General features: G+C 60.6%; 21 protein-coding genes. 8 read left to right on the top strand and 13 right to left on the bottom strand.

Annotated features, from left to right (window positions below; genetic code table 11):
- Window positions 1-55: 55 nt before the first annotated feature.
- The 6 genes from BLX89_RS02080 to rpsD all read right to left on the bottom strand — a co-directional run bounded on the left by BLX89_RS02080 (window position 56) and on the right by rpsD (window position 5701).
- Window positions 56-1273 (bottom strand): extensin-like domain-containing protein, encoded by a 1218-nt coding sequence (locus BLX89_RS02080; protein WP_075288977.1) that lies wholly within the window; start codon window positions 1271-1273, stop codon window positions 56-58.
- 192 nt (window positions 1274-1465) lie between these two features.
- Window positions 1466-2050, bottom strand: coding sequence for a Kazal-type serine protease inhibitor domain-containing protein (locus BLX89_RS02075; protein ID WP_075288976.1), 585 nt, complete (start codon window positions 2048-2050; stop codon window positions 1466-1468).
- Window positions 2051-2221: 171 nt separating this feature from the next.
- On the bottom strand, window positions 2222-3046 hold the full coding sequence (locus BLX89_RS02070) for an inositol monophosphatase family protein (protein WP_075288975.1): 825 nt from the start codon (window positions 3044-3046) through the stop codon (window positions 2222-2224).
- Window positions 3043-3930, bottom strand: a complete 888-nt coding sequence (ttcA, locus tag BLX89_RS02065) for a tRNA 2-thiocytidine(32) synthetase TtcA (protein WP_075288974.1) — start codon at window positions 3928-3930, stop codon at window positions 3043-3045. The genes BLX89_RS02070 and ttcA overlap by 4 nt, the downstream gene beginning before the upstream one ends.
- A gap of 115 nt (window positions 3931-4045) precedes the next feature.
- A complete protein-coding gene (locus BLX89_RS02060; RefSeq protein ID WP_075288973.1) occupies window positions 4046-4990 on the bottom strand; it encodes a glutaminase in 945 nt (314 codons plus the stop codon).
- A gap of 93 nt (window positions 4991-5083) precedes the next feature.
- Window positions 5084-5701, bottom strand: coding sequence for a 30S ribosomal protein S4 (gene rpsD / locus BLX89_RS02055; RefSeq protein WP_075289234.1), 618 nt, complete (start codon window positions 5699-5701; stop codon window positions 5084-5086).
- A 265-nt stretch (window positions 5702-5966) separates the two neighbouring features.
- Between rpsD and BLX89_RS02050 the strand changes: the two genes are divergently transcribed.
- Both BLX89_RS02050 and BLX89_RS02045 read left to right on the top strand, forming a co-directional pair.
- The gene (locus tag BLX89_RS02050) at window positions 5967-6191 is read left to right on the top strand and encodes a hypothetical protein (RefSeq protein ID WP_075288972.1); all 225 of its coding nucleotides are present in this window, start codon (window positions 5967-5969) and stop codon (window positions 6189-6191) included.
- Window positions 6188-6622 (top strand): TA system VapC family ribonuclease toxin, encoded by a 435-nt coding sequence (locus BLX89_RS02045; protein ID WP_075288971.1) that lies wholly within the window; start codon window positions 6188-6190, stop codon window positions 6620-6622. Before BLX89_RS02050 ends, BLX89_RS02045 begins: the two co-directional genes overlap by 4 nt.
- 5 nt (window positions 6623-6627) lie before the next feature.
- Here the strand turns inward: BLX89_RS02045 and BLX89_RS02040 are convergent, their stop codons facing one another.
- From BLX89_RS02040 to BLX89_RS02025, 4 genes are all read right to left on the bottom strand, one after another.
- Complete coding sequence (locus BLX89_RS02040; protein WP_075288970.1) at window positions 6628-8136, bottom strand: ATP-binding protein; 1509 nt, start codon at window positions 8134-8136, stop codon at window positions 6628-6630.
- A 124-nt stretch (window positions 8137-8260) separates the two neighbouring features.
- Window positions 8261-9058: a glutamate racemase gene (gene murI / locus BLX89_RS02035; protein ID WP_075288969.1), complete on the bottom strand. Its 798-nt coding sequence runs from the start codon at window positions 9056-9058 to the stop codon at window positions 8261-8263.
- Window positions 9045-9890, bottom strand: coding sequence for an RNA methyltransferase (locus BLX89_RS02030; RefSeq protein ID WP_075288968.1), 846 nt, complete (start codon window positions 9888-9890; stop codon window positions 9045-9047). The genes murI and BLX89_RS02030 overlap by 14 nt, the downstream gene beginning before the upstream one ends.
- Before the next feature lie 68 nt (window positions 9891-9958).
- Window positions 9959-10477 (bottom strand): hypothetical protein, encoded by a 519-nt coding sequence (locus BLX89_RS02025; protein ID WP_075288967.1) that lies wholly within the window; start codon window positions 10475-10477, stop codon window positions 9959-9961.
- 224 nt (window positions 10478-10701) lie between these two features.
- Between BLX89_RS02025 and BLX89_RS02020 the strand changes: the two genes are divergently transcribed.
- From BLX89_RS02020 to BLX89_RS02010, 3 genes are all read left to right on the top strand, one after another.
- The gene (locus tag BLX89_RS02020) at window positions 10702-11916 is read left to right on the top strand and encodes an NADP-dependent isocitrate dehydrogenase (protein ID WP_075288966.1); all 1215 of its coding nucleotides are present in this window, start codon (window positions 10702-10704) and stop codon (window positions 11914-11916) included.
- Window positions 11917-12107: 191 nt separating this feature from the next.
- Window positions 12108-13445, top strand: a complete 1338-nt coding sequence (locus BLX89_RS02015; RefSeq protein WP_075288965.1) for a glycosyltransferase family 4 protein — start codon at window positions 12108-12110, stop codon at window positions 13443-13445.
- Window positions 13445-14221: an HAD-IIB family hydrolase gene (locus tag BLX89_RS02010; protein ID WP_342587583.1), complete on the top strand. Its 777-nt coding sequence runs from the start codon at window positions 13445-13447 to the stop codon at window positions 14219-14221. The genes BLX89_RS02015 and BLX89_RS02010 overlap by 1 nt, the downstream gene beginning before the upstream one ends.
- Window positions 14222-14300: 79 nt before the next feature.
- Here the strand turns inward: BLX89_RS02010 and alaS are convergent, their stop codons facing one another.
- Together alaS and recA are read right to left on the bottom strand one after the other, a co-directional pair.
- On the bottom strand, window positions 14301-16964 hold the full coding sequence (gene alaS / locus BLX89_RS02005; RefSeq protein ID WP_075288963.1) for an alanine--tRNA ligase: 2664 nt from the start codon (window positions 16962-16964) through the stop codon (window positions 14301-14303).
- 231 nt (window positions 16965-17195) lie between these two features.
- On the bottom strand, window positions 17196-18287 hold the full coding sequence (gene recA, locus BLX89_RS02000) for a recombinase RecA (protein WP_075288962.1): 1092 nt from the start codon (window positions 18285-18287) through the stop codon (window positions 17196-17198).
- A gap of 239 nt (window positions 18288-18526) precedes the next feature.
- Between recA and BLX89_RS01995 the strand changes: the two genes are divergently transcribed.
- A complete protein-coding gene (locus BLX89_RS01995) occupies window positions 18527-19474 on the top strand; it encodes a carbohydrate kinase family protein (protein WP_075288961.1) in 948 nt (315 codons plus the stop codon).
- Between the two features lie 100 nt (window positions 19475-19574).
- On the top strand, window positions 19575-20498 hold the full coding sequence (locus tag BLX89_RS01990; RefSeq protein ID WP_075288960.1) for a pseudouridine-5'-phosphate glycosidase: 924 nt from the start codon (window positions 19575-19577) through the stop codon (window positions 20496-20498).
- Window positions 20499-20594: 96 nt separating this feature from the next.
- On the opposite strand, the gene cckA is transcribed toward BLX89_RS01990, so the two are convergent.
- A complete protein-coding gene (cckA, locus tag BLX89_RS01985) occupies window positions 20595-23186 on the bottom strand; it encodes a cell cycle histidine kinase CckA (protein ID WP_075288959.1) in 2592 nt (863 codons plus the stop codon).
- Window positions 23187-23506: 320 nt separating this feature from the next.
- Here cckA and BLX89_RS01980 point away from each other — a divergent pair, with 320 nt between their 5' ends.
- Window positions 23507-24469 (top strand): flagellar biosynthetic protein FliO, encoded by a 963-nt coding sequence (locus BLX89_RS01980; RefSeq protein WP_075288958.1) that lies wholly within the window; start codon window positions 23507-23509, stop codon window positions 24467-24469.
- Window positions 24470-24532: the final 63 nt, after the last annotated feature.

The following is a 24532-nucleotide window of genomic DNA, read 5'->3' as shown; positions in this document are numbered from 1 at the left end:
AAGGTGATGAGATTGGCTCCTGCAAGGGGCCGCTCCCAGCCGCCAATCTCCCTTATCAATCGCAGTGGCGATATCCGGACTTGCGGTCGCGCAGATCGAAATGGAAGTGATCCTTGTGTTGCGGATCGCTGCCAGGCCCAAGCACGGTGTTGAAATACTTGCAGCTGTCGCTGCGCACCGCCTTCAGAAGCCCCTTCTCGCGGAAAGCGAAGAAGCCCGGCTTACGCACGTCGATCTCCTTGCCGTTCCGCAGCACGAACTTGCCGACGTCGATAGCGTTGCCGCGGGCATGTTCGGACATCGGATTGCCGCGGCGCGAGTTTATCGTACGGCAGGAATAGCCGCCGAGCGGCCTGATCGTCTTGACACCGGAAAGATAGCGGGCCCGCGACGAGGGCACGAGTTCATTCTTCACCCACTTGGCAAAGGCTTCGGTCACTTCGCAGTTCAGCTTGACCGCCGGCTTCACATCGATATCGCCGGCAAGGCCGCTGAGCTCGATCGGGTAATCGATGCCGCAGGACCGCCCTTTGGCGATGCGCGCGACATCGCGAAACTCGACGCCCAGCTTTTTCAGCCGCTGCCGGCAGGCGATTTCGGACGAAGGCATCTGCCCGGTAAAATCCTGCTCCTCGAGCGGATTGCCAGCGCGCGGGATAAAGGCGACCTGCCGCTCCAGCCCCGTCGTCTGCGGCTGCATCGTCACACTCTGCTGCTGTTGGAGGAACTGCGCCTTGCGCCGCTCCTCCTCCGCGAGCTTTTCAGGGCTAAGGGGTGGCAGATCGGGGTCATATCCGGTATCCACCGGCGCCGCCATCGCCATTTGCTGCCCGCCGCCGATCGCATGAACCTCACCTCCGATACCGGCAACGACAGGCTGGCTGGTGGTGCCTTCAGCGATCTCGCGGCTCTGCTCCTCCGCCAGTCCGACGACCGTCTTGCCCGCCCCGACACCAAGCATAGCATCCATGTTGACGCCCTCCGGGGGCACGACCGCGGCCGGTGCCGCGGCAATCGTCGTGCCGCCGCTCGCGGCCTCGCTGTCGATCATCGGCAACGTCTGCGCCTGCTGGGCACTTGCCGCGGTCATGGGCATGTCCTGTGCGGGATAGGCGGCCGAGACCGGTTCGCCGCGAAGCGGCCTTATCGCGCCGACGCTCGCACTCGTGTCGATGCGGGCTGATGGCTCCAGCGCATCGGTCGTACAGGTCGAAAGACTTGCCGAAATCAGCAGCATCGCAACCGACCTGCGCAACAGGGACCCACACGCCATACACAAACCCTCATCCGCGACGGTACGCACAACAAGGCCCGTCCGGAGGTCGCGAGACTGCCGACCACCTGTGTCGGAACACAGGCAAGCAGCAGCCCTCGCGGGAAACCGGGTTCACTTTATGCAATCATGGTAAACGAAGACTTTCAAAGCCGATGCGCAATCTTGGGATACGCCAACAGGCGTGTCGTCTTATTGGCAGGCGTTGTTGTCGATGATCCGGAAACCTTCGGCGTCAGCCATGCAGCTGTTCGGGAAGGTGCGGGTACGGTCCCCACGGCGCCCGCAGACAGGCGCATATTCGCGGGTGCAGACCCCCGGGCGGCTCTCGGGACGCTCGTCCGGCAGGTCGATGCCGCCGCCCGGCCGCTCATCGCTGCGGCATTCGCCGCGTCCGATGACCCGGAAACCATCTGCCTCCGCCGTGCAGGCGTTGGAGAACGTTTGGGTACGGTTGCCGCGACGCGCGCAGACCGGGTTGTATTCCCGCGTGCAGAACTGCGGGCGCTCCTCGGGGTCCGGGCGCCCCTGTGGCCGGCACTCGCCGCGGCCTATGACGTCAAAGCCACGAGCCCGCGCCTGGCAGGCGTTGGAGAAGGTTTCCCGCTGGCGGCCGCGAATGGCGCAGACAGGATTGTATTCCATGGTGCACATTTGCGACGGGCGCGGAAGCGGCTCAGGCCGTGGGCCGGGATATTCCTCGACCGTACAACCTGCCAGCACCGACAGGGCAAGAGCGGCGATCATTTTGATATGACGCAGCGAAAACAGGCTCATGGGTCGTTCCTCCACTTGGGCGCCGTTTCTCGGCCGCGCATAAGACATTGATTTGCGACCCATTCTGGCGACAAAGCTGAAGCGGTCAACCCGACATCGATAAAAGTTTTGCCCTATGCAAAGACCAGCGGATGACGTTCGTGTTTGCCTAACCGGAGGCGTCACCCTTCCCTATTTGACGAAAACCTCGCGGCGCAGCAGCGTCCAGGTTTCGCGATCGCTGGCAACCAGCAGGCCACCATCGATATCGCGGGCCGTATAGGGAGAACCGTCGAAACGCGCGACATAGGCACCGGCCTCTTCAGCAATCAGGGCGCCCGCCAGATGATCCCAGGGCATCAGCTTCTTGTACATCAAAAAGTGAAAGTGCCCGCCGGCAAAGGCGCGGTATTCGTGCGCCGCGCAACGATAGCTGGTCGCGATCCGGACCTTGGCCATATTGCTCATGATCGTGCGGCGATCTTCGGCTTCGTAGAAGCCCGTTGACGCGCAGCCGACCAAAGCCTCCAGCGGTGCGCCTACCGATACGGAAAGCCGCTCCTGCGAGCCATCCGCCTTGCAGAGCCAGGCGCCTGAGCCCCGCTCGGCAATAACCCAATCGTTGCCCATGGGGTCATAGATGATGCCGGCGACCGTCTCGCCATTTGCCACCACGCTCGCCATCACGCCGAAGAGCGGCATGCCGGCTGCATAGTTGAAAGTGCCGTCGATCGGATCGACCACGACAGCCAGCGTCGCATCGGCCAGCTTATCGAGCAACGTCGGATCGGCAGCGGTCGATTCCTCGCCGATAAACACCGCATCCGGCGCAAATTCGGCCACGCGCGACTTAATCAGGCGCTCGGCGGCTTCATCCGCCTCCGTGACGAGATCGATCGCTTCGGTCTTCATCCGAACATCGCCCGTTCCGAGATTGCGGAAACGCGGCAGGATTTCGCGGGCAGCGGCTTCCTGCAGGAGATTGGCAAGCTGGGCGATATCGACGGTCTCGGTCATTCACGGGGCTCCGCAATCAGGGATTTGAAATCGAAAATCTTCGGATCGAGCAGGTGCGAAGGATTGGTATGGCCAAGCGCCCTCAACATCGTGTCCTTGCGTCCGGGCATGCGCCGCTCGATATCGGAGAGCATCGCCTTCATCGCATTGCGCTCCAGCCCGTCCTGCGAGCCACAGAGGTCGCAGGGGATGATGGGGAACTCCATGGCCGCCGCAAATTTTGCGAGATCGTCTTCGGCCGCATAGGCAAGAGGGCGCAGGACCATCAGGTCGCCCTCGTCGTTCAAGAGCTTTGCCGGCATGGTGGCGAGCCGCCCGCCATGGAAGAAGTTCATGAAGAAGGTTTCGAGGATATCCTCGCGGTGATGGCCGAGCACCAGCGCGTCACAGCCTTCCTCGCGGGCGATGCGATAGAGATTGCCGCGGCGCAGGCGCGAACAGAGCGCACAATAGGTTCCGCCGGCTGGCACCTTCTCCTTCACGATCGAATAGGTGTCGCGATACTCGATGCGGTGCTCAACACCGATCGACGAGAGATATTCCGGAAGAACGTGTTTCGGGAAATTCGGTTGTCCCTGATCGAGATTGCAGGCAACCAACTCAACGGGAAGAAGGCCGCGCCATTTCAGGTCGAGCAGCAATGCCAGCAGGCTGTAGCTGTCCTTGCCGCCGGAAACGCCGACAAGCCAGCGCTTTTGGCCGTTCAGCATGCCGAAATCGTCAATGGCCTGGCGCACCTGCCGCAGCAGGCGCTTGCGCAGCTTGTTGAAGGAAACCGACGACGGCATCTTCGCAAAGAGCGGGTGCGAAAAACTATCGTCTTCCGCTTCAAGCAACGGTTCGACTGCGGCGTCGAGCGCCGGGATGCTTTCGGAAAGGTCCATGATCGTCTTCCGGACAATGCCCAATAGGGGCGGAAACTAGCACGCCCCTGCCCTTGCCCTGTGACAGCGGCAAGATCAAGGAAAAAGGCTTAAACCGCTTCAATCAACGAGCGCCTTATGCACCAAACACCGACCAGCCGGTACGATTGGCCAGCATCTCGAGCGCCAGGGAACCCAGCAGCGAATTGCCGTTGTGATTGAGACCCGGCGACCAGACCGCGACAGATGCCTTGCCGGGTGCCGCCACCAGAATGCCGCCACCAACGCCGCTCTTACCCGGCAAGCCAACCTTGTAGGCAAATTCGCCGGAGCCGTCATAGTGTCCGCAGGTCAGCATCAGCGCATTGATCCGCCGCGCCCGCTGACGTGAGACAACGGAATGGCCGCTCAGCGGAACTTTCCCGGATGCGGCCAAAAACAGCCCGGCCTTCGCCAGCTGCCGGCAACTCATGGCCAGCGCGCATTGATGGAAATAGACGCCCAGCACATGCTCGACGGGATGATCCAGCTTGCCGAAGGAGCGCATGAAATTGGCGAGCGCGAAGTTGCGGTATCCCGTGGCGGCTTCCGAGCGGGCGACTTCGTTGTCGATCAGGATATCATCCTCGTCCGCGAGATAACGCATGAAACGGACGATTTCGCCGATCGCCTCCTTCGGCGTATGCCCCGCCAGCACCAGATCGGTGATCGCGATCGCGCCGGCATTGATGAAGGGATTGCGCGGAATACCATGCTCATGCTCGAGCTGGACGATCGAATTGAAGGCCGAGCCTGAAGGTTCGCGACCGACCCGTTTCCAGATGTTTTCGCCGTGTTTGCCGAGCGCCAGCGTCAGCGTGAACACCTTGGAGATACTCTGGATCGAAAACGGCACCTCGGCATCACCAACCATATGGACAGCGCCATCGACCGTGACCACGGCCATGCCGAAACGCCGGGGATTGACGCGGGCGAGCTGCGGAATGTAGTCCGCCACCTTGCCCTCGCCCAGTCGCGGTGTCAGGTCCCGATAGATGTCGTCGAGGATGGCTTGCAGATCGAGCGGCGTCGGATCGGACATGAAATCTCCGCGGGCATTCAAGAAAAATCGACAAAGAAAAAGCCGCCCATTTCTGAGCGGCTTTTCCCAAATTCACAAGACTGAAAGCCCGGATTAACGCGAATAGAATTCGACGACCAGGTTCGGTTCCATGATGACCGGATACGGAACATCAGCAAGCGACGGAACGCGAGCGAAGGTCGCAACCATCTTGTTGTGATCCGCTTCGATGTAGTCCGGAACGTCACGCTCGGCCAGAGCAACGGCTTCGAGAACCGTGACCAGCTGCTTGGACTTTTCGCGAACTTCGATAACGTCGCCGGCCTTGCAGCGGTACGAACCGATGTTGACGCGAACGCCGTTGACCTTGACGTGGCCGTGGTTGACGAACTGACGGGCAGCAAAGACCGTCGGAACGAACTTGGCGCGGTAGACGATCGCGTCGAGGCGCGATTCGAGCAGACCGATCAGGTTTTCACCAGTGTCGCCCTTGCGGCGGTTGGCTTCGTCGTAAACGGCGCGGAACTGCTTCTCGCGGATGTCGCCGTAGTAGCCCTTCAGCTTCTGCTTGGCGCGCAGCTGCACACCGAAGTCCGAAAGCTTGGACTTGCGACGCTGGCCATGCTGGCCAGGACCGTATTCGCGGCGGTTCACCGGGGACTTCGGACGGCCCCAGATGTTTTCGCCCATACGGCGGTCAATTTTGTACTTGGACGATTCGCGCTTGCTCATCGCATTTCCTTTCAGAACGTTGCACCGGTCTGTTTCCATACCGGATGAAGGAAACACGCCCTCCTCTGAACCCGTTTTCGGGCTCTGACAGGTTTCTCACATTACGCTAACGGAGAAGCCACGGGACATGTCGAATAAAACACCGGGCATTTCGGCCCGGCGTTGGGGCCGTCTTTAGTGGCATGTCGTGAAATTGTCAACACACACGAGCATTGAGAACAAACCAGTTTCGCATATAATTCTGCTTCAGAACCGAGGATACTCCATGCAAATGATCATAAACATCGAAGATGATGTCGTGGCGGACGCCAAAACATTGGCGAAGCATGAAAGAAAGACATTGGACGAGTTTGTGGTCGATCTGGTGAAGGAACGGGTCGAACGAGGAATGCCGCTGAAGCGGAATGGCGTACCGCTTATCAAACGCAATCCGACCGGCCGAACCGTAACACTTGAGTTCGTCAACGAGCTCCGTGATGAAGACCCATGAGATATTTGCTTGATGTCAATGTTCTCATAGCCCTGTTTGATCCTGACCACACACACCATGAGGCTTCGCATCGCTGGTGGGAGTCGGTCGGGAAAATGCCATGGGCGACTTGCCCGATAACGGAAAACGGATTTGCCCGCATTCTCGGCAACCCAAATTACCCCGACTCTCCGGGTTCACCTGATGCGGCTCTCATCAGGTTGATGGAATTCACCGCAGCGACCGACCACGTTTTCTGGCCGGACAGTATAAGTCTTCTCGATAAAACCCTTTTTAATAACGACACAGCATATTTCTCCCGGCAGGTCACAGATATCTACCTGTTAGCACTTGCCCGTTCGAATGGCGGTAAGCTCGCTACTTTTGATCGCCGGATCAATGCCGCTGCCGTGCAAGGTGGTGTGGAAGCCCTGCATATCATAGCAATCTAGCCGGATTACTCCGCCGCAGACCGCATGTCCGGCTCGGTGGCATTCGGATCGCCCGGCGCGGTCTCGGCCTGCAAATCCGGGAAGGCAACGATACGCTTGCCCGAGAAATCGCTGTGCACGACGATCAGCCCCTGCTCCTCGAAATAGCCGAGCAGCCGGCGGGCGCGGCGAGCAGAGTGCGTGCCATAGGCGCGCGCAATCATCGGGTCAGACGGGCATGGCAGCCCGCGCAGCGCCGATTGCGCCACCAGCAGGAAAACGCCCTGCAGATCGTCAGTGACGTTTCGCGCCAGTGCCAATGCTGATGCCCAGCCTTCCGTTGCTGCGGTCTCCGCATCGACGCCGGAACGGGCGACCGCCATCTTGCGGCGGAAGGCGCTCAGTGACAGGGGCGCGCCAGGAACGCGGCGAATACGGCACCGGACGAGGAAATCCTGGAACAGCTCGGCATCGGCGCGGAAGGCGGCTTCCGGATTTTCGAGGATTTCCGCGAGCAGGCCGTCCATGATGGCATCGCGTTCTTCGGCCGACATTTCCGGCGCCGGCACACGCGGTTCGCTGGCCATGACCGGTTCCGGCCGTGGACGCGACAGTTCGGCAAGAATATCGGTCGAGGGGCGCGGTTGCGCACTCGGCCGGCGAACGATCGGGCGTGTCAGTTCGTCGGGATCCGGGGTGAAGATCAGGTCTTCGACATCGACCACGGCCTCCGGCAGCGGTGTCAGCTTCGGGCTGGTCGAGCGCGCGGATGTTTCGACATTGCCGATCGTCACCGGCAGCGGGCGACGCGACAGGGCCGGGCCAAGCGCTACGAAGGAGCCGCGCTTCAGGTCGCGAAACATCTCGGCCGTGCGGCGGTCCATGCCGAGCAGATCGGCGGCGCGCGCCATGTCTATATCGAGGAAGGTGCGGCCCATCAGGAAGTTCGAGGCTTCGGCCGCGACGTTCTTGGCAAGCTTTGCCAGCCGCTGTGTGGCGATGACGCCAGCCAGGCCGCGCTTACGGCCGCGGCACATCAGGTTGGTCATGGCGCCCAGCGAAACCTTGCGCGCCTCTTCCGAGACATCGCCGGCAACCGAGGGCGCGAACATCTGCGCTTCGTCGACAACGACCAGAACCGGATACCAGAACTCGCGGTCGGCATCGAACATCGCATTGAGGAAGATGCCGGCATTGCGCATCTGCAGCTCGACATCGAGACCCTCGAGCGACAGCACGCAGGAAACGCGGTGCTGGCGGATACGAGTGGCGATGCCGATCAGTTCCGCCTCGGTGCGCTCGCCATCGATCACCACATGGCCGAACTTGTCGGCAAGCGTGACGAAATCGCCTTCAGGATCGATGATGCACTGCTGCACCCAGGGGGCGGACTGTTCGAGAAGACGGCGCAACAGATGCGACTTGCCGGAGCCGGAGTTACCCTGCACCAGCAAGCGTGTCGCCAGAAGCTCTTCGATATCGAGCGGAACGTTATCTCCATTGGAGGTCGTTCCCATGTCGATGCCGACTTTCATGTGATCCTCGTTCTGCAATGCGAATGATCGGACGCCGCCACGTCCGCAAAGTAGAGCCTTAGCACCGTTCGCCTGTCTTTGCGCGGGCGCTGGGCAGGAAACCCACAAGTTAGCAGGTTTTTATCTACCGTACCGTCAGGCCGAAACCTTGCATCAGGCGGCGGGTCGCAAAATCCGGATTGCCGGACGTGAAAATGGCGGGGTCTTCGCCGATCAGGGGCTCGAAATCGTCCGTCGGCGAGACAAGCCGCCGCGCCTGCCGGGCAATTGCCTCGGCCGGATCAAGCCAGTCGACCGGCCAGGGTGCCAGCCTGCGGAAAACATTGACCATGAAAGGATAATGCGTACAGGCCAGAACCACGATATCCGTCTTGGCGCCATCCTGCTCGACAAAACACTGACCGATCTCGGCGAGAACATCAGTATCCCCGACCGTTTCGCCGCGAATATAGGCTTCCGCCATGCGCGCCAGGTTTTCCGAGCCGACAAGCCGCACGTGGCACTGCGAGGCAAAGGACTGGATCAGACCGCGCGTATAGGCGCGCTTGACGGTACCGGGCGTCGCCAGCACCGAAACGAGACCGGAGCGGGTGCGCTCCGCAGCAGGCTTGATGGCCGGCACCGTGCCGACGAAGCGCATGTCCGGAAATGCGGCACGAAGGTCGGCGCCGACAAGCGTGAAGGCTGTGTTGCAGGCAATGATGCAGATTTCCGGATCATGCTCCGCCAGAAGTCTTGCGAAGAGCGAGACGACACGCTCCTTCAGCGCCGCCTCTTCCCAGCCGCCATAAGGAAAGCCGGCATCGTCAGCGACGTAAATGAAATGCCGCTCGGGCATCAGCACGCGCGCTTCGCGCAGCACCGTCAAACCGCCGATGCCGCTATCGAAGACGAGTATGGGTTTCAAGTCAGGTGTCGTCACCGGGTTCTTCGATTTTCTGCTCTTCCGAGCGGTGGCGGGAATCTGCGGGAGCGCCGGCGCCGCGCGGCTGTGTGCGGGTAAACCGGTCAAGGCAGGAGATGACGCCGCGCACCAGCCGGATTTCCGACGCGGTAAACGCCGGACGGGTCAGCACGGCGCGCAGGTTGTCGACCAATTTCGGCTTTTTGGCGATGGGTCGGAAATAGCCGCGCGCTTCCAACGCATCCTCGACGTGATCGAAGAGACCCTGCAGATCGTCCTTGGTCGCCGGCTGCTGCGGCAGCGCCTGAAAAGCGGTTTCCTCCAGCGATTCCATGCCTGTCTTCATCCATTCATAGGACATGAGCAAAACGGCCTGCGCCAGATTGAGAGAGGCAAAGGCCGGGTTGACCGGGAAGGTCACGATTTCGTCGGCAAGCGCGATTTCCTCATTGGTGAGGCCCGTGCGTTCCCGGCCGAACAGGATACCGGTCGCCTCGCCTGCCTTGAAACGGGTGCGCAAGGTCTCGGTGGCCACGACCGGCGAACGCACGGGCTTGTAGCCGTAACGATCCCGCGCCGTCGTCGCATAGACAAAGTTGAGGTCGGCGATCGCCTCTTCGGTCGTGCCGTAAACCTTGGCATTGTCGATCACATGATCGGCGCGGCTTGCGGCGGATTTCGCCTTCTCGCTCGGCCAGCCATCGCGCGGATTGACGAGGCGCAGTTCGGCGAGGCCGAAATTGGCCATGGCGCGGGCCACCATACCGATATTCTCGCCGAGCTGGGGATGAACGAGAATGATTGCCGGTCCTTCGGCGATCAGTTCGCGTCCGCTATGTGTGCCTGCCATGCCATCTTGCCTTCAATAATGATTTTCGCGCTTCCCTCGCACAAATCGGGGCTTTTTGAAAGAAGGCCTTATTCGGCGCCCTGCTCCGCGATGGCGCGAAGCTCCTCCTTCACCGACCCCATCTCGCCGGAGCGAACGATATCGTCGATGACGGCATGACCCTTCTCTTGCCTGATCATGAAATGCAGCTCCGTCGGCTTCCAGTCCGCGGCACGGTCGCCCAGACAATGGGTGGTGTCGAACGTCACGCGGACATCGGTGGTGCCATTTGCGGGCGCCTGAGGCTCGATCTTCAGGTCATCCAGCATGCAGCTGTCCTGCCCGCTGACGATGACATCGTAATCGAACGGGGAATCACCTTCGTCATAGGCAGGAAACTTTGCGGCTGCCCGGTAGGTCTCGGCGAAATCGGCGCTATAGATACGGTTCAGGCGCTCGGCATCGAAATAGTCCTTGCCCTCGCCCGGATTTTCCGACCATCCGTTGACGGCCTCTCCCATTATTTCCTTCACCGGTGGCAACGGATCGGCCGCCTGCGCTGCGAAAGCAACCGAGAAAAGCAGGGGCAGAAGAAGGTGGGGTTTCATGGGCGTCTCCGGCGGTACGCAGGCGTTGTGCGAAGCGTCTTAGACCTTTCGATGGCAAAGCGCGAATCCGACATTCCAGCACGCGCCGGTGCCAAATATTCCAATGAGCCAAAAGTTTAGCGTCGCGAGAACGGGTTTAGGCGCTCGCCGCCTTTGCCTTGCGGCAACTGGATGCTATAGGGGCCCAACCCCGGTCCATTCACCACCATCAAGAGGTTTTGCACATGGCAAAGATCAAGGTCGCCAATCCGGTCGTCGAACTCGACGGCGACGAGATGACACGCATCATCTGGCAGTTCATCAAGGAAAAGCTGATCCATCCCTATCTGGACATTGATCTGGAATATTACGACCTCGGCATGGAAAACCGCGACGCCACCGACGACCAGGTGACGATCGATGCCGCCAACGCCATCAAGAAACACGGCGTCGGCGTCAAGTGCGCGACCATCACCCCGGATGAAGCCCGCGTTGAAGAATTCAAGCTGAAGAAGATGTGGAAGTCGCCGAACGGCACGATCCGCAACATCCTCGGCGGCGTTATCTTCCGCGAGCCGATCATTGCCAAGAACGTGCCGCGCCTCGTTCCCGGCTGGACCAAGCCGATCATCGTCGGCCGTCACGCTTTCGGCGACCAGTACCGCGCCACCGATTTCAAGTTCCCGGGCAAGGGCAAACTGACGATGAAGTTCGTCGGTGAAGACGGGAAGGAAATCGAATACGACGTGTTCGACGCTCCTTCGGCCGGCGTTGCCATGGGCATGTACAACCTCGACGATTCGATCACAGAATTCGCCCGCGCTTCGCTGAACTATGGCCTGCAGCGCAATGTTCCGGTCTATCTCTCGACCAAGAACACCATCCTCAAGGTCTATGATGGCCGGTTCAAGGACATCTTCCAGAAGGTCTACGACGAGGAATTCGCCGAAAAGTTCAAGGCGGCCAAGCTCTGGTACGAACATCGCCTGATCGACGACATGGTCGCCTCCGCGCTCAAGTGGTCCGGCGGCTACGTCTGGGCCTGCAAGAACTACGACGGCGACGTCCAGTCCGACATCGTGGCCCAGGGTTTTGGCTCGCTCGGCCTGATGACTTCGGTTCTGATGACCCCGGATGGCAAGACGGTTGAAGCCGAAGCCGCTCACGGCACGGTCACCCGTCACTACCGCCAGCACCAGAAGGGCGAGGAAACCTCGACCAACTCGATTGCCTCGATCTTCGCCTGGACCCGTGGCCTTGCCCACCGCGCCAAGCTCGACGACAACGCCGAACTGGCCCGCTTTGCCGACACGCTGGAAAAGGTCTGCGTCGAAACCGTCGAGAGCGGCTTCATGACCAAGGACCTGGCGCTGCTGATCGGCCCCGATCAGCCGTGGCTCTCCACCACCGGCTTCCTCGACAAGATCGATGAAAACCTGCGCAAGGCCATGGCTGCCTAAGCCAGCCTCATAGATGGAAACCTCGAAAACCCGGCCTCGCGCCGGGTTTTTTGTTGCCCGAACCGTTTGGCTGGAGGCTTGCCGCCCCGTCGGATTTTTTTTGGAACCTTTTCGGCTGAGGTTCGTTCGCGAAGGGAGCGCCGTATGCTGCACTGCATACAAAACCCCCGCACAAACCGCGAAATGGATACATGACCTCCTCCGAAAAAATCTCCCACCTGCCCCGCATCGCCCTTATCTCAACCCATGGATATGTTGCGGCCGAACCGCCCCTCGGCGCCGCCGATACCGGCGGTCAGGTCGTCTACGTCATCGAACTTGCCCGTAAACTGGCGCTGCTCGGCCATGAAGTGGATATCTATACGCGGCGCTTCGAGGACCAGCCCGAGTTTGACACGGTGGACGATCGCGTTCGCGTCATTCGCATCCCCTGCGGTGGTCCCGATTTCATTCCCAAGGAATATCTCTACGAGCACCTGATGGAGTGGTGCGAAAACGCCGTCCGCTTTATTCGCAAGAACAATTTCACCTACACGCTGATCAACAGCCATTACTGGGACGCCGGCATTGCCGGCCAGCGGGTTTCCGAAGCGCTCGGCGTCACCCACATCCACACACCCCATTCCCTTGGCCTGTGGAAAAAACGCCAGATGGAGACGGATTATCCTGACAAGGCCGACAGCTTCGAGAAGGAGTTCAACTTCTCCGAACGCATCAAGCACGAGCTGATCATCTACCGCTCCTGCAGCATGGTCATCGCCACCACGCCGATCCAGGTGGAAGTGCTAGTGAACGACTACAACCTGCCGCGCGACCGCGTTCACATGATCCCGCCGGGTTATGACGACAACCGCTTCTTTCCGGTGTCCAAAGCGACACGCGAAATGGCACGCCAGCGCTTCGGCTTCGAAGGCAAGGTCGTCATGGCGCTTGGACGCCTCGCGACCAACAAGGGCTATGACCTGCTGATCGACGGCTTTTCTGTTCTGGCCGAGCGCGAGCCGCAAGCACGGCTCCATCTCGCTGTCGGCGGGGAGAACATGGACGAACAGGAAGCCGGCATTCTGAGCGAATTGAAGGCGCGGGTAAAATCGCTCGGGATCGAAGACAAGGTCATCTTCTCGGGCTTCGTCAGTGACGAGGATCTGCCCGATTTCTACCGCGCCGCCGATCTCTTCGTGCTGTCCAGCCGATACGAGCCCTTCGGCATGACGGCCATCGAAGCCATGGCCAGCGGTACGCCGACCATTATCACCATCCATGGCGGCCTCTTCCGTGCCGTCAGTTACGGCCGCCACGCGCTTTTCGCCGATCCTTTCGACAAATACGATCTCGGTATCACCATGATGAAACCTTTGAAGCACGAGCGTCTTGCCGGCCGCCTTTCGCGGATGGGAGCCCACAAGGCGCGCAGCCTCTTCACATGGACCGGCATCGCCCAGCAGTTGGTCTCGGTCGTCGAGGGACGCCCGATGCCGCAGGCGCTGGACGACAATGAATGGGCCGAACCTTGGACGGATGGTGATTGATGCCGATCCGTCTTCTCTGCTGCGATATCGATGGCACGGTTACGGGCGATGCGGCTGCCGAGGCCCGCTTCCGGGACTCGTGGCTCGCGATCCCGGCAGATCAACGTCCTCTGTTCGTCCTGAACAGCGGCCGGCTGATCGAGGACCAGCGGGCCTTCCTGAAAACCACAGCGCTGCCCTTCCCTGACGTCATGATCGGTGGCGTCGGCACCATGTTCTGGGCGGTCGATGACGCCGGCCACAGCGAAGCCTTTTCCAGCTTTGTCGGCCGTGGGTTTGACACGGCTGCAATCGCTGCGGCCCTTGCGGCGATCGAGGGTATGGAAGAGCAACCGGCGATGTATCAGCACCCTCACAAATCGAGCTGGTATCTTCGCGATGCCGCGCCCGACGCCCTCGCAGAGATCGAAGCGCTGCTGCAAGACGCCGGCCACGACGTCCGCATCGTCTACTCCAGCGCCCGCGATCTCGATATTCTGCCAAAAGGGGTCGACAAGGGTGCGGCCCTTGCCTGGCTCTGCAACAGGCTGGATATTGCCTTGGAGGATGTGGTCGTTGCGGGTGATACCGGAAACGATCTGGGTTTATTCGAACTGCCGAACGTTCGCGGAATCGTTGTCGGCAACGCCCTTCCGGAGCTAAAAGCGATTGCTGCCGGCACGCAGCGTTTCTACGCCGCGCGACAGTCGATGGCCGACGGCGTTCTGGAAGGCTTGCAGCATTTTGGCCTGCTGAAACCCCTTGCCGATCCAGACTATGCGGCAGGCAGCAAATAGAAGGCGTACAAAACCCGCCGGGAGCGCCAGCGGGTTTGTAATCCAGTGATCCTGCGTAACAGGATCGAACAGTTGCCGATCAACCGGCGATGGCGGCCGCCACGGCTTCGATTGCAGCTTCGGCCTTGTCGCCATCCGGGCCACCGGCCTGGGCCATGTCCGGCCGGCCGCCGCCGCCCTTGCCGCCAAGGGCAGCAGATGCGACACGGACGAGATCGACGGCGCTGTGCTTGTCTGTCAGATCATCTGTAACCGCAACGACTGCGCTTGCCTTGCCATCCGCGGACACGCCGACGAAGGCGACGATGCCGGAGCCGAGGTTCTGCTTGCCATCGTCGGCCAAGCTTTTTAGATCTTTGGGCTCGACGCCGGTCACGATCTTGCCCAGGAACTTGACGCCAGCGATCTCGCGGGCTGCATCGCTTGAGCCAGCGGCGCCGCCGCCGCCAAGAGCAAGCTTCTTACGGGCATCGGCCAGTTCTCGCTCCAGCTTGCGGCGCTCGTCCATCAGCGACTCGACACGGCCCAGAACGTCGGCCGGCTGTACCTTCAGCGTCGAGGCAAGCGTTTTCACGCGCTCGTCCTGCTCGGCCAGATATTCCAGCGCCGAAATGCCGGTCAGGGCTTCGATGCGACGGACACCGGCACCAACGGCGCTTTCGCCGACGATTCGAACAAGGCCGATCTCGCCGGTTGCGCCGACATGGGTGCCGCCACACAGCTCGACCGAATACGGCCGGTTTGCCTTGGCACCGCGCACGCCCCGGCCCATGGAGACGACACGCACTTCATCGCCGTATTTCTCGCCGAACAGCGCCATGGCGCCTTCAGCGATCGCATCGTCGACGCTCATCAGGCGCGTGGTGACCGGGGTGTTCTGGACGATGATCTCATTCGCCATTTCCTCGACGACCTTGAGTTCATCGGCCGACATCGGCTTTGGATGGGAAACGTCGAAGCGCAGGCGCTCCGGCGCGACCAGGGAGCCCTTCTGGGCAACGTGGGTGCCCAGCACTTCGCGCAGCGCCTCGTGCAGGAGGTGGGTGGCAGAGTGGTTGGCGCGCAGTCGCGAACGGCGGGTATGATCGACCACCAGCGCCACAGCGTCGCCCTTGGTGATCGTGCCTTCCTCGACAACCGCGCTGTGCACGAACAGTCCTTCGCCACGCTTCTGCGTGTCGCCGACCTGAACGCGCGCGTGATCCGTGCTGATAACGCCGGTATCGCCCATTTGACCGCCGGACTCGCCATAAAACGGGGTCTGGTTGAGGACCAGTTGCACCTTGTCGCCGGCCGTAGCGCTCTCGACTACCTTACCGTCGCGAACGATCGCCAGCACCACGCCTTCGGCGGTTTCCGTGTCGTAGCCAAGGAACTCGGTGGCGCCGAGCTTGTCCTTGAGTTCATACCAGATGGTCTCGGTTGCAGCGTCGCCGGAACCGGCCCAGCTCTTGCGTGCCTCGGCCTTCTGCCGTTCCATGGCATCGGTGAAGCTTGTGAGATCGACACCGATGCCGCGGTTGCGCAGTGCATCCTGCGTCAGGTCGAGCGGGAAGCCATAGGTGTCGTAAAGCTTGAACGCGGTTTCGCCATCGAGCGTGTCACCCTTGTCGAGATCGGCGGTCGCATCGGCGAGCAGACCAAGACCACGCTCCAGCGTCTTGCGGAAGCGGGTTTCCTCCAGCTTCAAGGTTTCCGAAATCAGGGCTTCGGCACGAACGAGTTCCGGATAGGCGCGGCCCATCTGGCCGACGAGAGCCGGCAGCAGCTTCCACATCAACGGCTCGCGGGCGCCCAGCAATTCGGCATGACGCATGGCGCGGCGCATGATGCGGCGCAGAACGTAACCACGGCCTTCGTTGGACGGCAGAACGCCATCGGCGATCAGGAACGCGGAAGACCGCAGGTGATCGGCGATGACGCGGTGGCTGGCGCGACGCTCGCCCTCGGCCTTCACGCCGGTTGCTTCTTCGGACGCTGCAATCAGTGCGCGGAACAGGTCGATATCGTAATTGTCATGCTTGCCCTGCAGCAGGGCCGCGACGCGCTCGAGGCCCATACCGGTATCGATCGACGGACGCGGCAGCGAGATACGCTCTTCCTTCGTCACCTGCTCGTACTGCATGAAGACGAGGTTCCAGATTTCGATGAACCGGTCGCCATCCTCGTCGGCCGAGCCGGGAGGGCCGCCCCAGATATGATCGCCGTGATCGTAAAAGATTTCAGAGCAGGGACCGCAGGGGCCGGTGTCACCCATCGCCCAGAAATTGTCGCTGGTCGGGATACGGATGATGCGATCGTCGGTCAGACCTGCAATCTTTTTCCAGAGGCCATGGGCCTCGTCGTCGGTATGGTAGACGGTCACCAGCAGGCGCTTGGCATCAATGCCGAATTCCTTGGTGATCAGGTTCCAGGCGAGCTCGATCGCGCGCTCCTTGAAGTAATCGCCGAAGGAGAAGTTGCCGAGCATTTCAAAGAAGGTGTGGTGGCGGGCAGTATAGCCGACATTGTCGAGGTCGTTGTGTTTACCACCGGCGCGAACGCATTTCTGCGCCGTTGCTGCCGTCGAATAGGGGCGCTGCTCGAGGCCGGTGAAAACGTTCTTGAACTGCACCATGCCTGCATTGGTGAACATGAGGGTCGGGTCGTTGCGCGGCACCAGCGGGCTCGACGAAACAACCTCGTGACCATTCTTCTTGAAGTAGTCGAGGAATGTCGACCGGATTTCGTTCACGCCGCTCATCTTGCGCCCTTTACCTTCACATCAGCCCGCCTGCGGCCGTCTGGCCGATCCGCAAGTGGAAAACAGTTGAATACGTTCAGGATCGACCGATATGCCGCCGATCCTTCTCCGCCCCTTTGGAACAACGGCTTTTATCGTTCACACAAATGCCTGTCCAGCCGGCAAAAGAAAACCGGCCGTTCCAGAGGAAACGGCCGGCCAGATTAATACAATGCAGGAAAATCGCTCAAATCACGCCGACGCTGCACCATCGTCATCGTCGTTTGCTTCCGGCCCGCCATCTTCCAGGAACTTTTCGGCGATCAGGCCGGCATTCTGACGTAGCGCCAATTCGATTTCACGCGCCGTATCCGGATTGTCACGCAGGAACAGCTTGGCGTTTTCACGGCCCTGACCGAGACGCTGCGAATTATAGGAGAACCAAGCGCCCGACTTGTCGACGATGCCGGCCTTCACGCCCAGATCGACCAGCTCACCGGTCTTGGAAACCCCTTCGCCGTACATGATGTCGAACTCGACCTGCTTGAAAGGAGGCGCCATCTTGTTCTTGACGACCTTGACGCGGGTCTGGTTGCCGACAACTTCGTCGCGTTCCTTGACCGAGCCGATACGGCGGATGTCCAGGCGAACCGAAGCGTAGAATTTCAGTGCGTTACCGCCGGTCGTGGTTTCCGGCGAGCCGAACATGACGCCGATCTTCATGCGAATCTGGTTGATGAAGATCACCATGCACTTCGACTTGGAGATCGATGCCGTCAGCTTGCGCAGCGCCTGGCTCATCAGGCGGGCCTGCAGACCGGGCAGGCTGTCGCCCATCTCGCCTTCGATTTCGGCGCGCGGCGTCAGTGCCGCAACCGAGTCGACCACAAGAACGTCGATCGCGCCGGAACGCACCAGCGTATCGGTGATTTCGAGCGCCTGCTCGCCGGTGTCCGGCTGCGAGATCAGCAGGTTTTCAAGGTCAACGCCAAGTTTGCGGGCATAGACCGGATCCAGCGCATGTTCGGCATCGACGAAAGCGCAAATGCCGCCCTTTTTCTGCGATTCGGCAATCGTCTGCAGCGCAAGCGTCGTCTTGCCCGAGCTTTCCGGACCGTAGATTTCAACGATACGACCTTTCGGTAGGCCGCCGACGCCAAGCGCGATATCCAGTCCAAGAGAGCCCGTCGGAACGGTCTCGATCTCGACCACACTGTCTTTTCCACCGAGCTTCATGATCGATCCCTTGCCGAACGACCGTTCGATCTGGGAAAGTGCCGCTTCAAGTGCCTTGCTTTTGTCCACCGATTTGTCCTCTACGAGCCGCAAAGAGTTTTGTGCCATTCGATCCACCTTTAGGTTATTGGAGCTATAGAGGCAATCAAGCCGCTGATGAAAGCTATGTACTCTATTTGTTCTCATCTCGCAAGAGGCAATCAAACCTCTGTAGGAAAAAGGAAAAATGGTCTGCGTTCTTTTATTGTTCCAGATCCCCGCACAACCGGTGACGTTTGTCGGAGATTGGTGATGGTGACCAGCAGTTCAACGCCGAATCGGCCACGGCACGCATAGCAGGAAAAAGCATGAAATCTCAGATCATTACCGTTTTCGGCGGCGCCCATATCGATCGCAGGGGACGCATCTTCGGAACGACGGTTGCGGGCGCCAGCAACCCCGGCGCATGGTTCGAGGAAGCTGGCGGCGGCGGCTTCAACGCGGCGAGAAATCTCGCCCGCCTGGGATTGGATGTCCGTATGATCAGCCCGCGCGGCGGCGATTCCGTTGGCGAGATGGTGAGCAGCGCCGCGCTGGCAGCCGGCGTCGACGACCGCCCCTTCACATTCCTCGACCGCCGCACGCCCAGCTACACCGCAATCATAGAGAACGACGGAAATCTTGTCATCGCGCTGGCGGACATGGAGCTTTACAACCTTTTTTCACCACGCCGGCTTCGCCAGCGTGCCCTGCGCGAGACGATCTCGGAAAGCGGCCTCATCCTTACCGACGCAAACCTGCCCGCAGAAACGCTCGCCGCCCTGACACAGAATGCGCACACGCAAGGCAAGATCGTCGCGGCGATCGCGATTTCCCCGGCCAAGGTCATACGCCTGCTGCCAAGCCTCGCTTATCTCGATTTTCTCTTCATGAACGAGGCGGAGGCGCGTGCTGTGACGGGCCAAGATGTGACCGATGCCAAGGAATGGCCTGTACTCTTGCGTGAAAGCGGCTTGAAGGGCGGCGTTGTCACGCGCGGCGGACGAGCCGTTGTCGCCTTCCGTGGCCATGAGGTCGCCTCAATCGTGCCGCCACGGCTCGATGCCCTTGGCGACGTCACCGGCGCCGGCGATGCGCTTGCCTCCGGTTTTCTTTTTGCCTTGCTTCAAGGAAGTTCTGTCGGCGAGAGCCTTCGCACGGGTGTCGCGGCAGCACGCCTGACCGTGGCCTCCCCGCTTGCCGTGTCGGAAAATATGAACCAACAAGAACTGAAATCGGCAATAGCGCTTGTACCGGAAGCAGAAATCCTGTCATGAACCCGCTTTTCTGCGCCGGCGGCTCCAACGTGATGAGCACCCCTTGTAAACAAGGCCCGGCAGCAGTGTTTGAAGAAGCAGATCGCACAAAGGACAAACGATGACCAAGCCCGCCTCCCCCTTCCTGCCCATGGAATATTCCGACGAGGTCGCGGCCGCCAAGGCGCGCAACGCGCCGATCGTGGCGCTGGAATCAACCATCATTACCCATGGCATGCCATACCCGGGCAACCTCGATATGGCCCGAAGTGTCGAAGCGATCATCCGTCAGGAAGGTGCTGTACCGGCCACGATCGCCGTTATCGACGGCGTTCTGCATATCGGCCTCAACCCGGACAAGCTGGAAGCTCTGGCGAAGACGACGGGCGCCATGAAGGTATCCCGCGCCGACATCGCCTTTGCGATTGCGGAGCGTCGCACCGGCGCGACGACCGTCGCTGCAACCATGATCGCTGCTGCATGCGCCGGTATTCGGGTTTTTGCGACCGGCGGCATTGGCGGTGTCCACAGGAAGGCCGAGGAATCATTCGATATTTCGGCGGATCTGGAAGAACTGGGCCGTACAGGCGTTATCGTGGTCTGTGCGGGCGCGAAGGCTATCCTTGATATTCCAAAGACGCTGGAAGTTCTGGAAACGCGCGGCGTTCCCGTCGTCACCTATGACAGCGACATCTTCCCGGCGTTCTGGTCTCGTGATTCCGGCCTGAAAAGCCCGCTGATGCTCAACAGCCCGGCCGCCATCGCGAACTTCCAGAAAACCCGCGAGCTGCTCGGTATCGAAGGCGGCATGCTGATCGCCAATCCGGTTCCGGAAGCCAGCGAAATTCCGCGCGAGGAAATGGAAATCTATATCGGCCGTGCGCTCGATAACGCCGATAGAGACGGCATCACCGGCAAGGCCGTGACGCCTTACCTGCTGGACAGCATCTACCACATCACTGATGGCCGCAGCCTTGAAACCAACATCGCGCTGGTGGAAAACAACGCCCGCCTCGCCGCCGAAATCGCGGTCGCAATGGCGTAAAGACAACCCGGTGCGGCAGTCAGCCGCCCATAGCCTCCAAAAGCCGCGTGGCGACATGCGGCTTTTTTTCATTCGTCAGGCCATCTCTCGTCTGTGTCAGGAATCCAGCATCTCGCGTACTGCCACGGCGAGCTGTTTCAATGAAAACGGCTTTGGCAGAAACCCGAATTTCGCGTCGGCCGGCAGATTCTTTGCAAAGGCATCCTCCGCATAACCGGAGACAAAGATGAATTTCAGGTCGGGATAGCTCTTGCGCAGTTCCCGCAGAAGGCTCGGCCCATCCATTTCCGGCATGACGACGTCCGATACGACGATATCGACCGCACCATTCAGTTCTTCCATGACCTCCAGCGCCTCGACACCGGATCCGGCCTCGTACACCGTATATCCGCGGGTTTCGAGCATGCGTTTGCCGCCGCGCCGAACGGCCTCCTCGTCCTCGACCAACAGGACGACAGCGGAATCGCCCGTCAGGTCGGTCGGTTCCTGGGCGACAACGGCCGCAACCGGCGCCGGCGGAACGCCGGAATTCTCTGCTCCAACAACAGGCTCTTCGATATGACGGGGCAGAAGGATGTGGAACGTGGTTCCCTTCCCGACTTCCGAATCCGGATAAATATAGCCGCCAGACTGCTGGACGATGCCGTAGACCATGGAAAGCCCGAGGCCTGTGCCCTTGCCGACTTCCTTGGTGGTAAAGAACGGTTCAAAAATCTTGTCCAGGATTTCCGGCGCGATGCCCGTACCCTGGTCCTGCACCTCGATCATCACATAATCCGCCTCCGGCAGGTCGCGACGATTGAGCGCGGCGACATCCGATGCCGGCAGATTGCGGGTCCGGAGTGTGATGGTGCCGCCATGGGGCATCGCATCGCGCGCGTTGACGGCGAGATTGAGCACCACCTGCTCGAACTGGCCGAGATCGGTCTTAACCGGCCACAGGTCGCGACCGTAATCGACCTCAAGCTTGACGTTGGTTCCGGTCATACGATCGACGAGCATGCGCAGGTCGCCGACCACGTCCGTCATGTTCAGCACGGTCGGGCGCATCGTCTGCTTGCGGGAGAAGGCGAGCAATTGACGCACCAGCACAGCGGCGCGATTGGCGTTGCGCTTGATCTCCATGAGATCCGCAAAGCTGGCATCCGAGGGACGCGCCGAAAGCAGGAGATGGTCCGACGACAAGAGGATCGCGGTGAGAACGTTGTTGAAATCGTGGGCGATACCGCCTGCCAGCGTACCCACGGCATTCATCTTCTGGGTCTGCGCCATATGCGTCTCGAGCGCCTTTTGCTCGGTGACCTCGACGGCGTACACAATTGCCGCTTCCTCCGGCGCCTGCTCGCTCTGATCGACGACAGCATGAACGTAAAACCGGAAATGCCGGGTCTCATCGGTCGGGTGAAGCGCATCGATCGGTGCAATGTCGCTCTGGCGGTCCTTGGCGGCCAGCAGTGCCTCTCTGAGATGCGTACGCTCGCTCTCGTGAACCACAGCCTCCAGCAGCGCACCCCGCTCCATGTCGTCCTGCGAGACAACGGCCGAAAACAGTTTCAGGAAGGGCGCGTTGGTTCGCAGAATCCGCCCGTCGCCGTCTACGGAGGCAATGGCCATCGGCGTATTGTTGAAGAAGCGGGTAAAGCGCATCGTTGCAATGGATGCGGATTGATCGCCCTCGTCATCACCCGCGCGCGCCAGCACGATCGTCCGGCTTTCCCCCGGCGCGCCGTCCCGCATCGAAGAGACGCGATGGACCATGCGAACCGGGAAACTCTGGCCGTTTGCCTTGCGCAAATCAAGATCGAGGATTTTGGTCTTTTTCAAACCCGGCTCGGCCTGAACCGACTGCACCAGTGCCAAGCCCTCGCCCGCCACGAGATCGGCGATGCTCATCAAACCGGGCTGGAACTTGGTGAGGTCAAGGCCGAGCCAATCCGCCAGAGTGGCGTTGATGTAGAATATCTCGCCCTTTTTGCCGGCAGAGAAAAATCCGGCTGGAGCATGATCGAGATAATCGATCGCGTTCTGCAGTTCCTTGAAGAACCGCTCCTGATCGTCCCGTTCGGAGGTGATGTCGGATATCTGCCAGATATAAAGCGGCGATTTCTGCGTGTCCTCCGTCGGAAGAACCCCCGCCTTCAGGCGAAACCAGTGCGCACCGGAACCGGAGGGGCTGCCCGTGGCCTTCAGCGGCTTCATAAGCCGGAACTCTTCGTGACCGGCCTTGCCCTCGTGAAGTCCGTTGGTCAGCCTGTAGATCGCCTCTGTCGCCTCGCGATTGCGCGATAGGATCGTTTCCAGGGACTGGATGTCGGACGACTTCGTCGCGCCGGTGAGCGCGCCGTAGGCCGCATTCGCATATACGATACGCCCCTTTCGGTCGGTCACAACCGTTCCATCCTCGTGGCCGTCCAGAAAGGCGCGCGCGAGATCGTCCGGGCGGGATTGCGGCATGACCTCGATGAAACCGATAATCGAGGAAACGAGGAAGAATATTCCGACCATCGCCAGAACGCCGAGAATGCCCAGAACGATCTCGTTTTCCAGCTGGTTCTTGAAGACGACAAAGGCAGCCGCGGAAATCGTCAGCACGATCGCGAGCAGAATGATCCGCAAAACCGTACCCGGCCGGGCGCCCCGATCCACGATCGGCATGTACTGCTCGCCTGACTGCCCCGACTTCGCCATAAAAAACCTCGTTTGCGCGGTTATAGATCGCCTTGATGACATACGATCGCCCGGCACACCTTCATGGGCGCATAGTCCGAGCATGCCTTTGACCCGGCACACCGGATTATCCGCAAGAATCATCTTTAACAGTCGGGGGGAATAGCACAAAGCGCCTGCGCCAAACCTGCGTGGATCATTCACAGGGAATATGCTGCAAGTGCTTAACCGGTATCGCCATACCCCTGCTCATTTTGTAGAACAGTGCGCCGCTGCTTGTGTACGACGGCAAAAAGCCGTCAAATAGATAAGATTTTTTCAGGGCGTAAGGAGAAGTGGACATGATCGAAGAGATCGTCGGGACCAACGGTAGCCGGTTCATCCTTGCCATCGGCGTCGTGGCGCTTGGCCTGCTGTGCCTCGTGGCCGTGCTTTGGTTCATTCGCAACCGCCCTTCCTCGCCCTTCATCCGCGGCGGCAAGAACAGACAGCCCCGGCTTGCCGTGCTGGATGCGGCCGCCGTCGATACGCGTCGCCGGCTGGTTCTCATCCGTCGCGACGATGTCGAACATCTGGTCATGATCGGCGGACCGACGGATATCGTCATTGAGAGCCGTATCGCGGGCGGCGGCGTGCCGCTGGTTGCTCAGCCAGCGGTCCACACCGCCTCAGTGGAACAGCCCGCTCCCTTAACCCGACCGGTTGCGGAACGCCGCCAGCCTGCCGCGCAACCGGTCGCGCAGCCGGAACAGAAGCCTCAGCCTGCCGCGAGCCGGGCAGCCCCCCAGGTTTCGGCCATGGGCAATGTTCTCTATGGTGAAAACTTCGATCCGGCGCCGCAGGCCCGCGGTGCCCAGCCGGTCGTCGAACGCCCACGCACTGAACCGCAGGCCGCGCGGCCTGTGCAGCAGCCAACTGTTACCGTTCCCGCGAGACCGGCGGCCGCGGTGTCTGCACCGGCCGGCCTTACCGTTCAGCATGCGCGCACGCCGGAAGATATTCTGGAGGCGGCGCGTAACCGCGTCCTTCCATCGACCCAGCCGGTTGTGACATCGCCCACGCCGGAGCAGAAGACGCCTGCCGCCGATTTTGAACGTATTCTCGATGCTGAGATTTCCGGAGACCTCAGCCGACTGAACGTCGGTTCCGCGGACATTCGCGTTGGGGCAGATCCTCGCGGTCGGTTCGCGGGACCTGTTGCGCAGGAACCCGCATCAGGCGCTGCGCGGCAACGCACGGAGCCAACGCTCGAAGAAGAAATGAACAGAATGCTTGGGGAAATGTCGGCAGGCGAGAAGCGCTGAACGAGGCGCCAGAAGGTTCGGCTACCCGCTCATATCTCCAGCTTTGTTGCCCGTCTGTGAAAG

The sequence above is a fragment of the Pararhizobium arenae genome (genome assembly GCF_001931685.1).
Classification (GTDB): domain Bacteria; phylum Pseudomonadota; class Alphaproteobacteria; order Rhizobiales; family Rhizobiaceae; genus Pararhizobium; species Pararhizobium arenae.
The sequence above is the reverse complement of the archived record's forward strand: the minus strand, read 5'-3'. Positions and strand labels throughout refer to the sequence as shown.

What these genes read in the sequence shown, in the direction of transcription:
- BLX89_RS02080 (WP_075288977.1), bottom strand. Translation starts at nt 1,273, where the DNA reads ATGGCGTGTGGGTCCCTGTTGCGCAGGTCGGTTGCGATGCTGCTGATT.
- BLX89_RS02075 (WP_075288976.1), bottom strand. Translation starts at nt 2,050, where the DNA reads ATGAGCCTGTTTTCGCTGCGTCATATCAAAATGATCGCCGCTCTTGCC.
- BLX89_RS02070 (WP_075288975.1), bottom strand. Translation starts at nt 3,046, where the DNA reads ATGACCGAGACCGTCGATATCGCCCAGCTTGCCAATCTCCTGCAGGAA.
- ttcA (WP_075288974.1), bottom strand. Translation starts at nt 3,930, where the DNA reads ATGGACCTTTCCGAAAGCATCCCGGCGCTCGACGCCGCAGTCGAACCG.
- BLX89_RS02060 (WP_075288973.1), bottom strand. Translation starts at nt 4,990, where the DNA reads ATGTCCGATCCGACGCCGCTCGATCTGCAAGCCATCCTCGACGACATC.
- rpsD (WP_075289234.1), bottom strand. Translation starts at nt 5,701, where the DNA reads ATGAGCAAGCGCGAATCGTCCAAGTACAAAATTGACCGCCGTATGGGC.
- BLX89_RS02050 (WP_075288972.1), top strand. Translation starts at nt 5,967, where the DNA reads ATGCAAATGATCATAAACATCGAAGATGATGTCGTGGCGGACGCCAAA.
- BLX89_RS02045 (WP_075288971.1), top strand. Translation starts at nt 6,188, where the DNA reads ATGAGATATTTGCTTGATGTCAATGTTCTCATAGCCCTGTTTGATCCT.
- BLX89_RS02040 (WP_075288970.1), bottom strand. Translation starts at nt 8,136, where the DNA reads ATGAAAGTCGGCATCGACATGGGAACGACCTCCAATGGAGATAACGTT.
- BLX89_RS02030 (WP_075288968.1), bottom strand. Translation starts at nt 9,890, where the DNA reads ATGGCAGGCACACATAGCGGACGCGAACTGATCGCCGAAGGACCGGCA.
- BLX89_RS02025 (WP_075288967.1), bottom strand. Translation starts at nt 10,477, where the DNA reads ATGAAACCCCACCTTCTTCTGCCCCTGCTTTTCTCGGTTGCTTTCGCA.
- BLX89_RS02020 (WP_075288966.1), top strand. Translation starts at nt 10,702, where the DNA reads ATGGCAAAGATCAAGGTCGCCAATCCGGTCGTCGAACTCGACGGCGAC.
- BLX89_RS02015 (WP_075288965.1), top strand. Translation starts at nt 12,108, where the DNA reads ATGACCTCCTCCGAAAAAATCTCCCACCTGCCCCGCATCGCCCTTATC.
- BLX89_RS02010 (WP_342587583.1), top strand. Translation starts at nt 13,445, where the DNA reads ATGCCGATCCGTCTTCTCTGCTGCGATATCGATGGCACGGTTACGGGC.
- alaS (WP_075288963.1), bottom strand. Translation starts at nt 16,964, where the DNA reads ATGAGCGGCGTGAACGAAATCCGGTCGACATTCCTCGACTACTTCAAG.
- recA (WP_075288962.1), bottom strand. Translation starts at nt 18,287, where the DNA reads ATGGCACAAAACTCTTTGCGGCTCGTAGAGGACAAATCGGTGGACAAA.
- BLX89_RS01995 (WP_075288961.1), top strand. Translation starts at nt 18,527, where the DNA reads ATGAAATCTCAGATCATTACCGTTTTCGGCGGCGCCCATATCGATCGC.
- BLX89_RS01990 (WP_075288960.1), top strand. Translation starts at nt 19,575, where the DNA reads ATGACCAAGCCCGCCTCCCCCTTCCTGCCCATGGAATATTCCGACGAG.
- cckA (WP_075288959.1), bottom strand. Translation starts at nt 23,186, where the DNA reads ATGGCGAAGTCGGGGCAGTCAGGCGAGCAGTACATGCCGATCGTGGAT.
- BLX89_RS01980 (WP_075288958.1), top strand. Translation starts at nt 23,507, where the DNA reads ATGATCGAAGAGATCGTCGGGACCAACGGTAGCCGGTTCATCCTTGCC.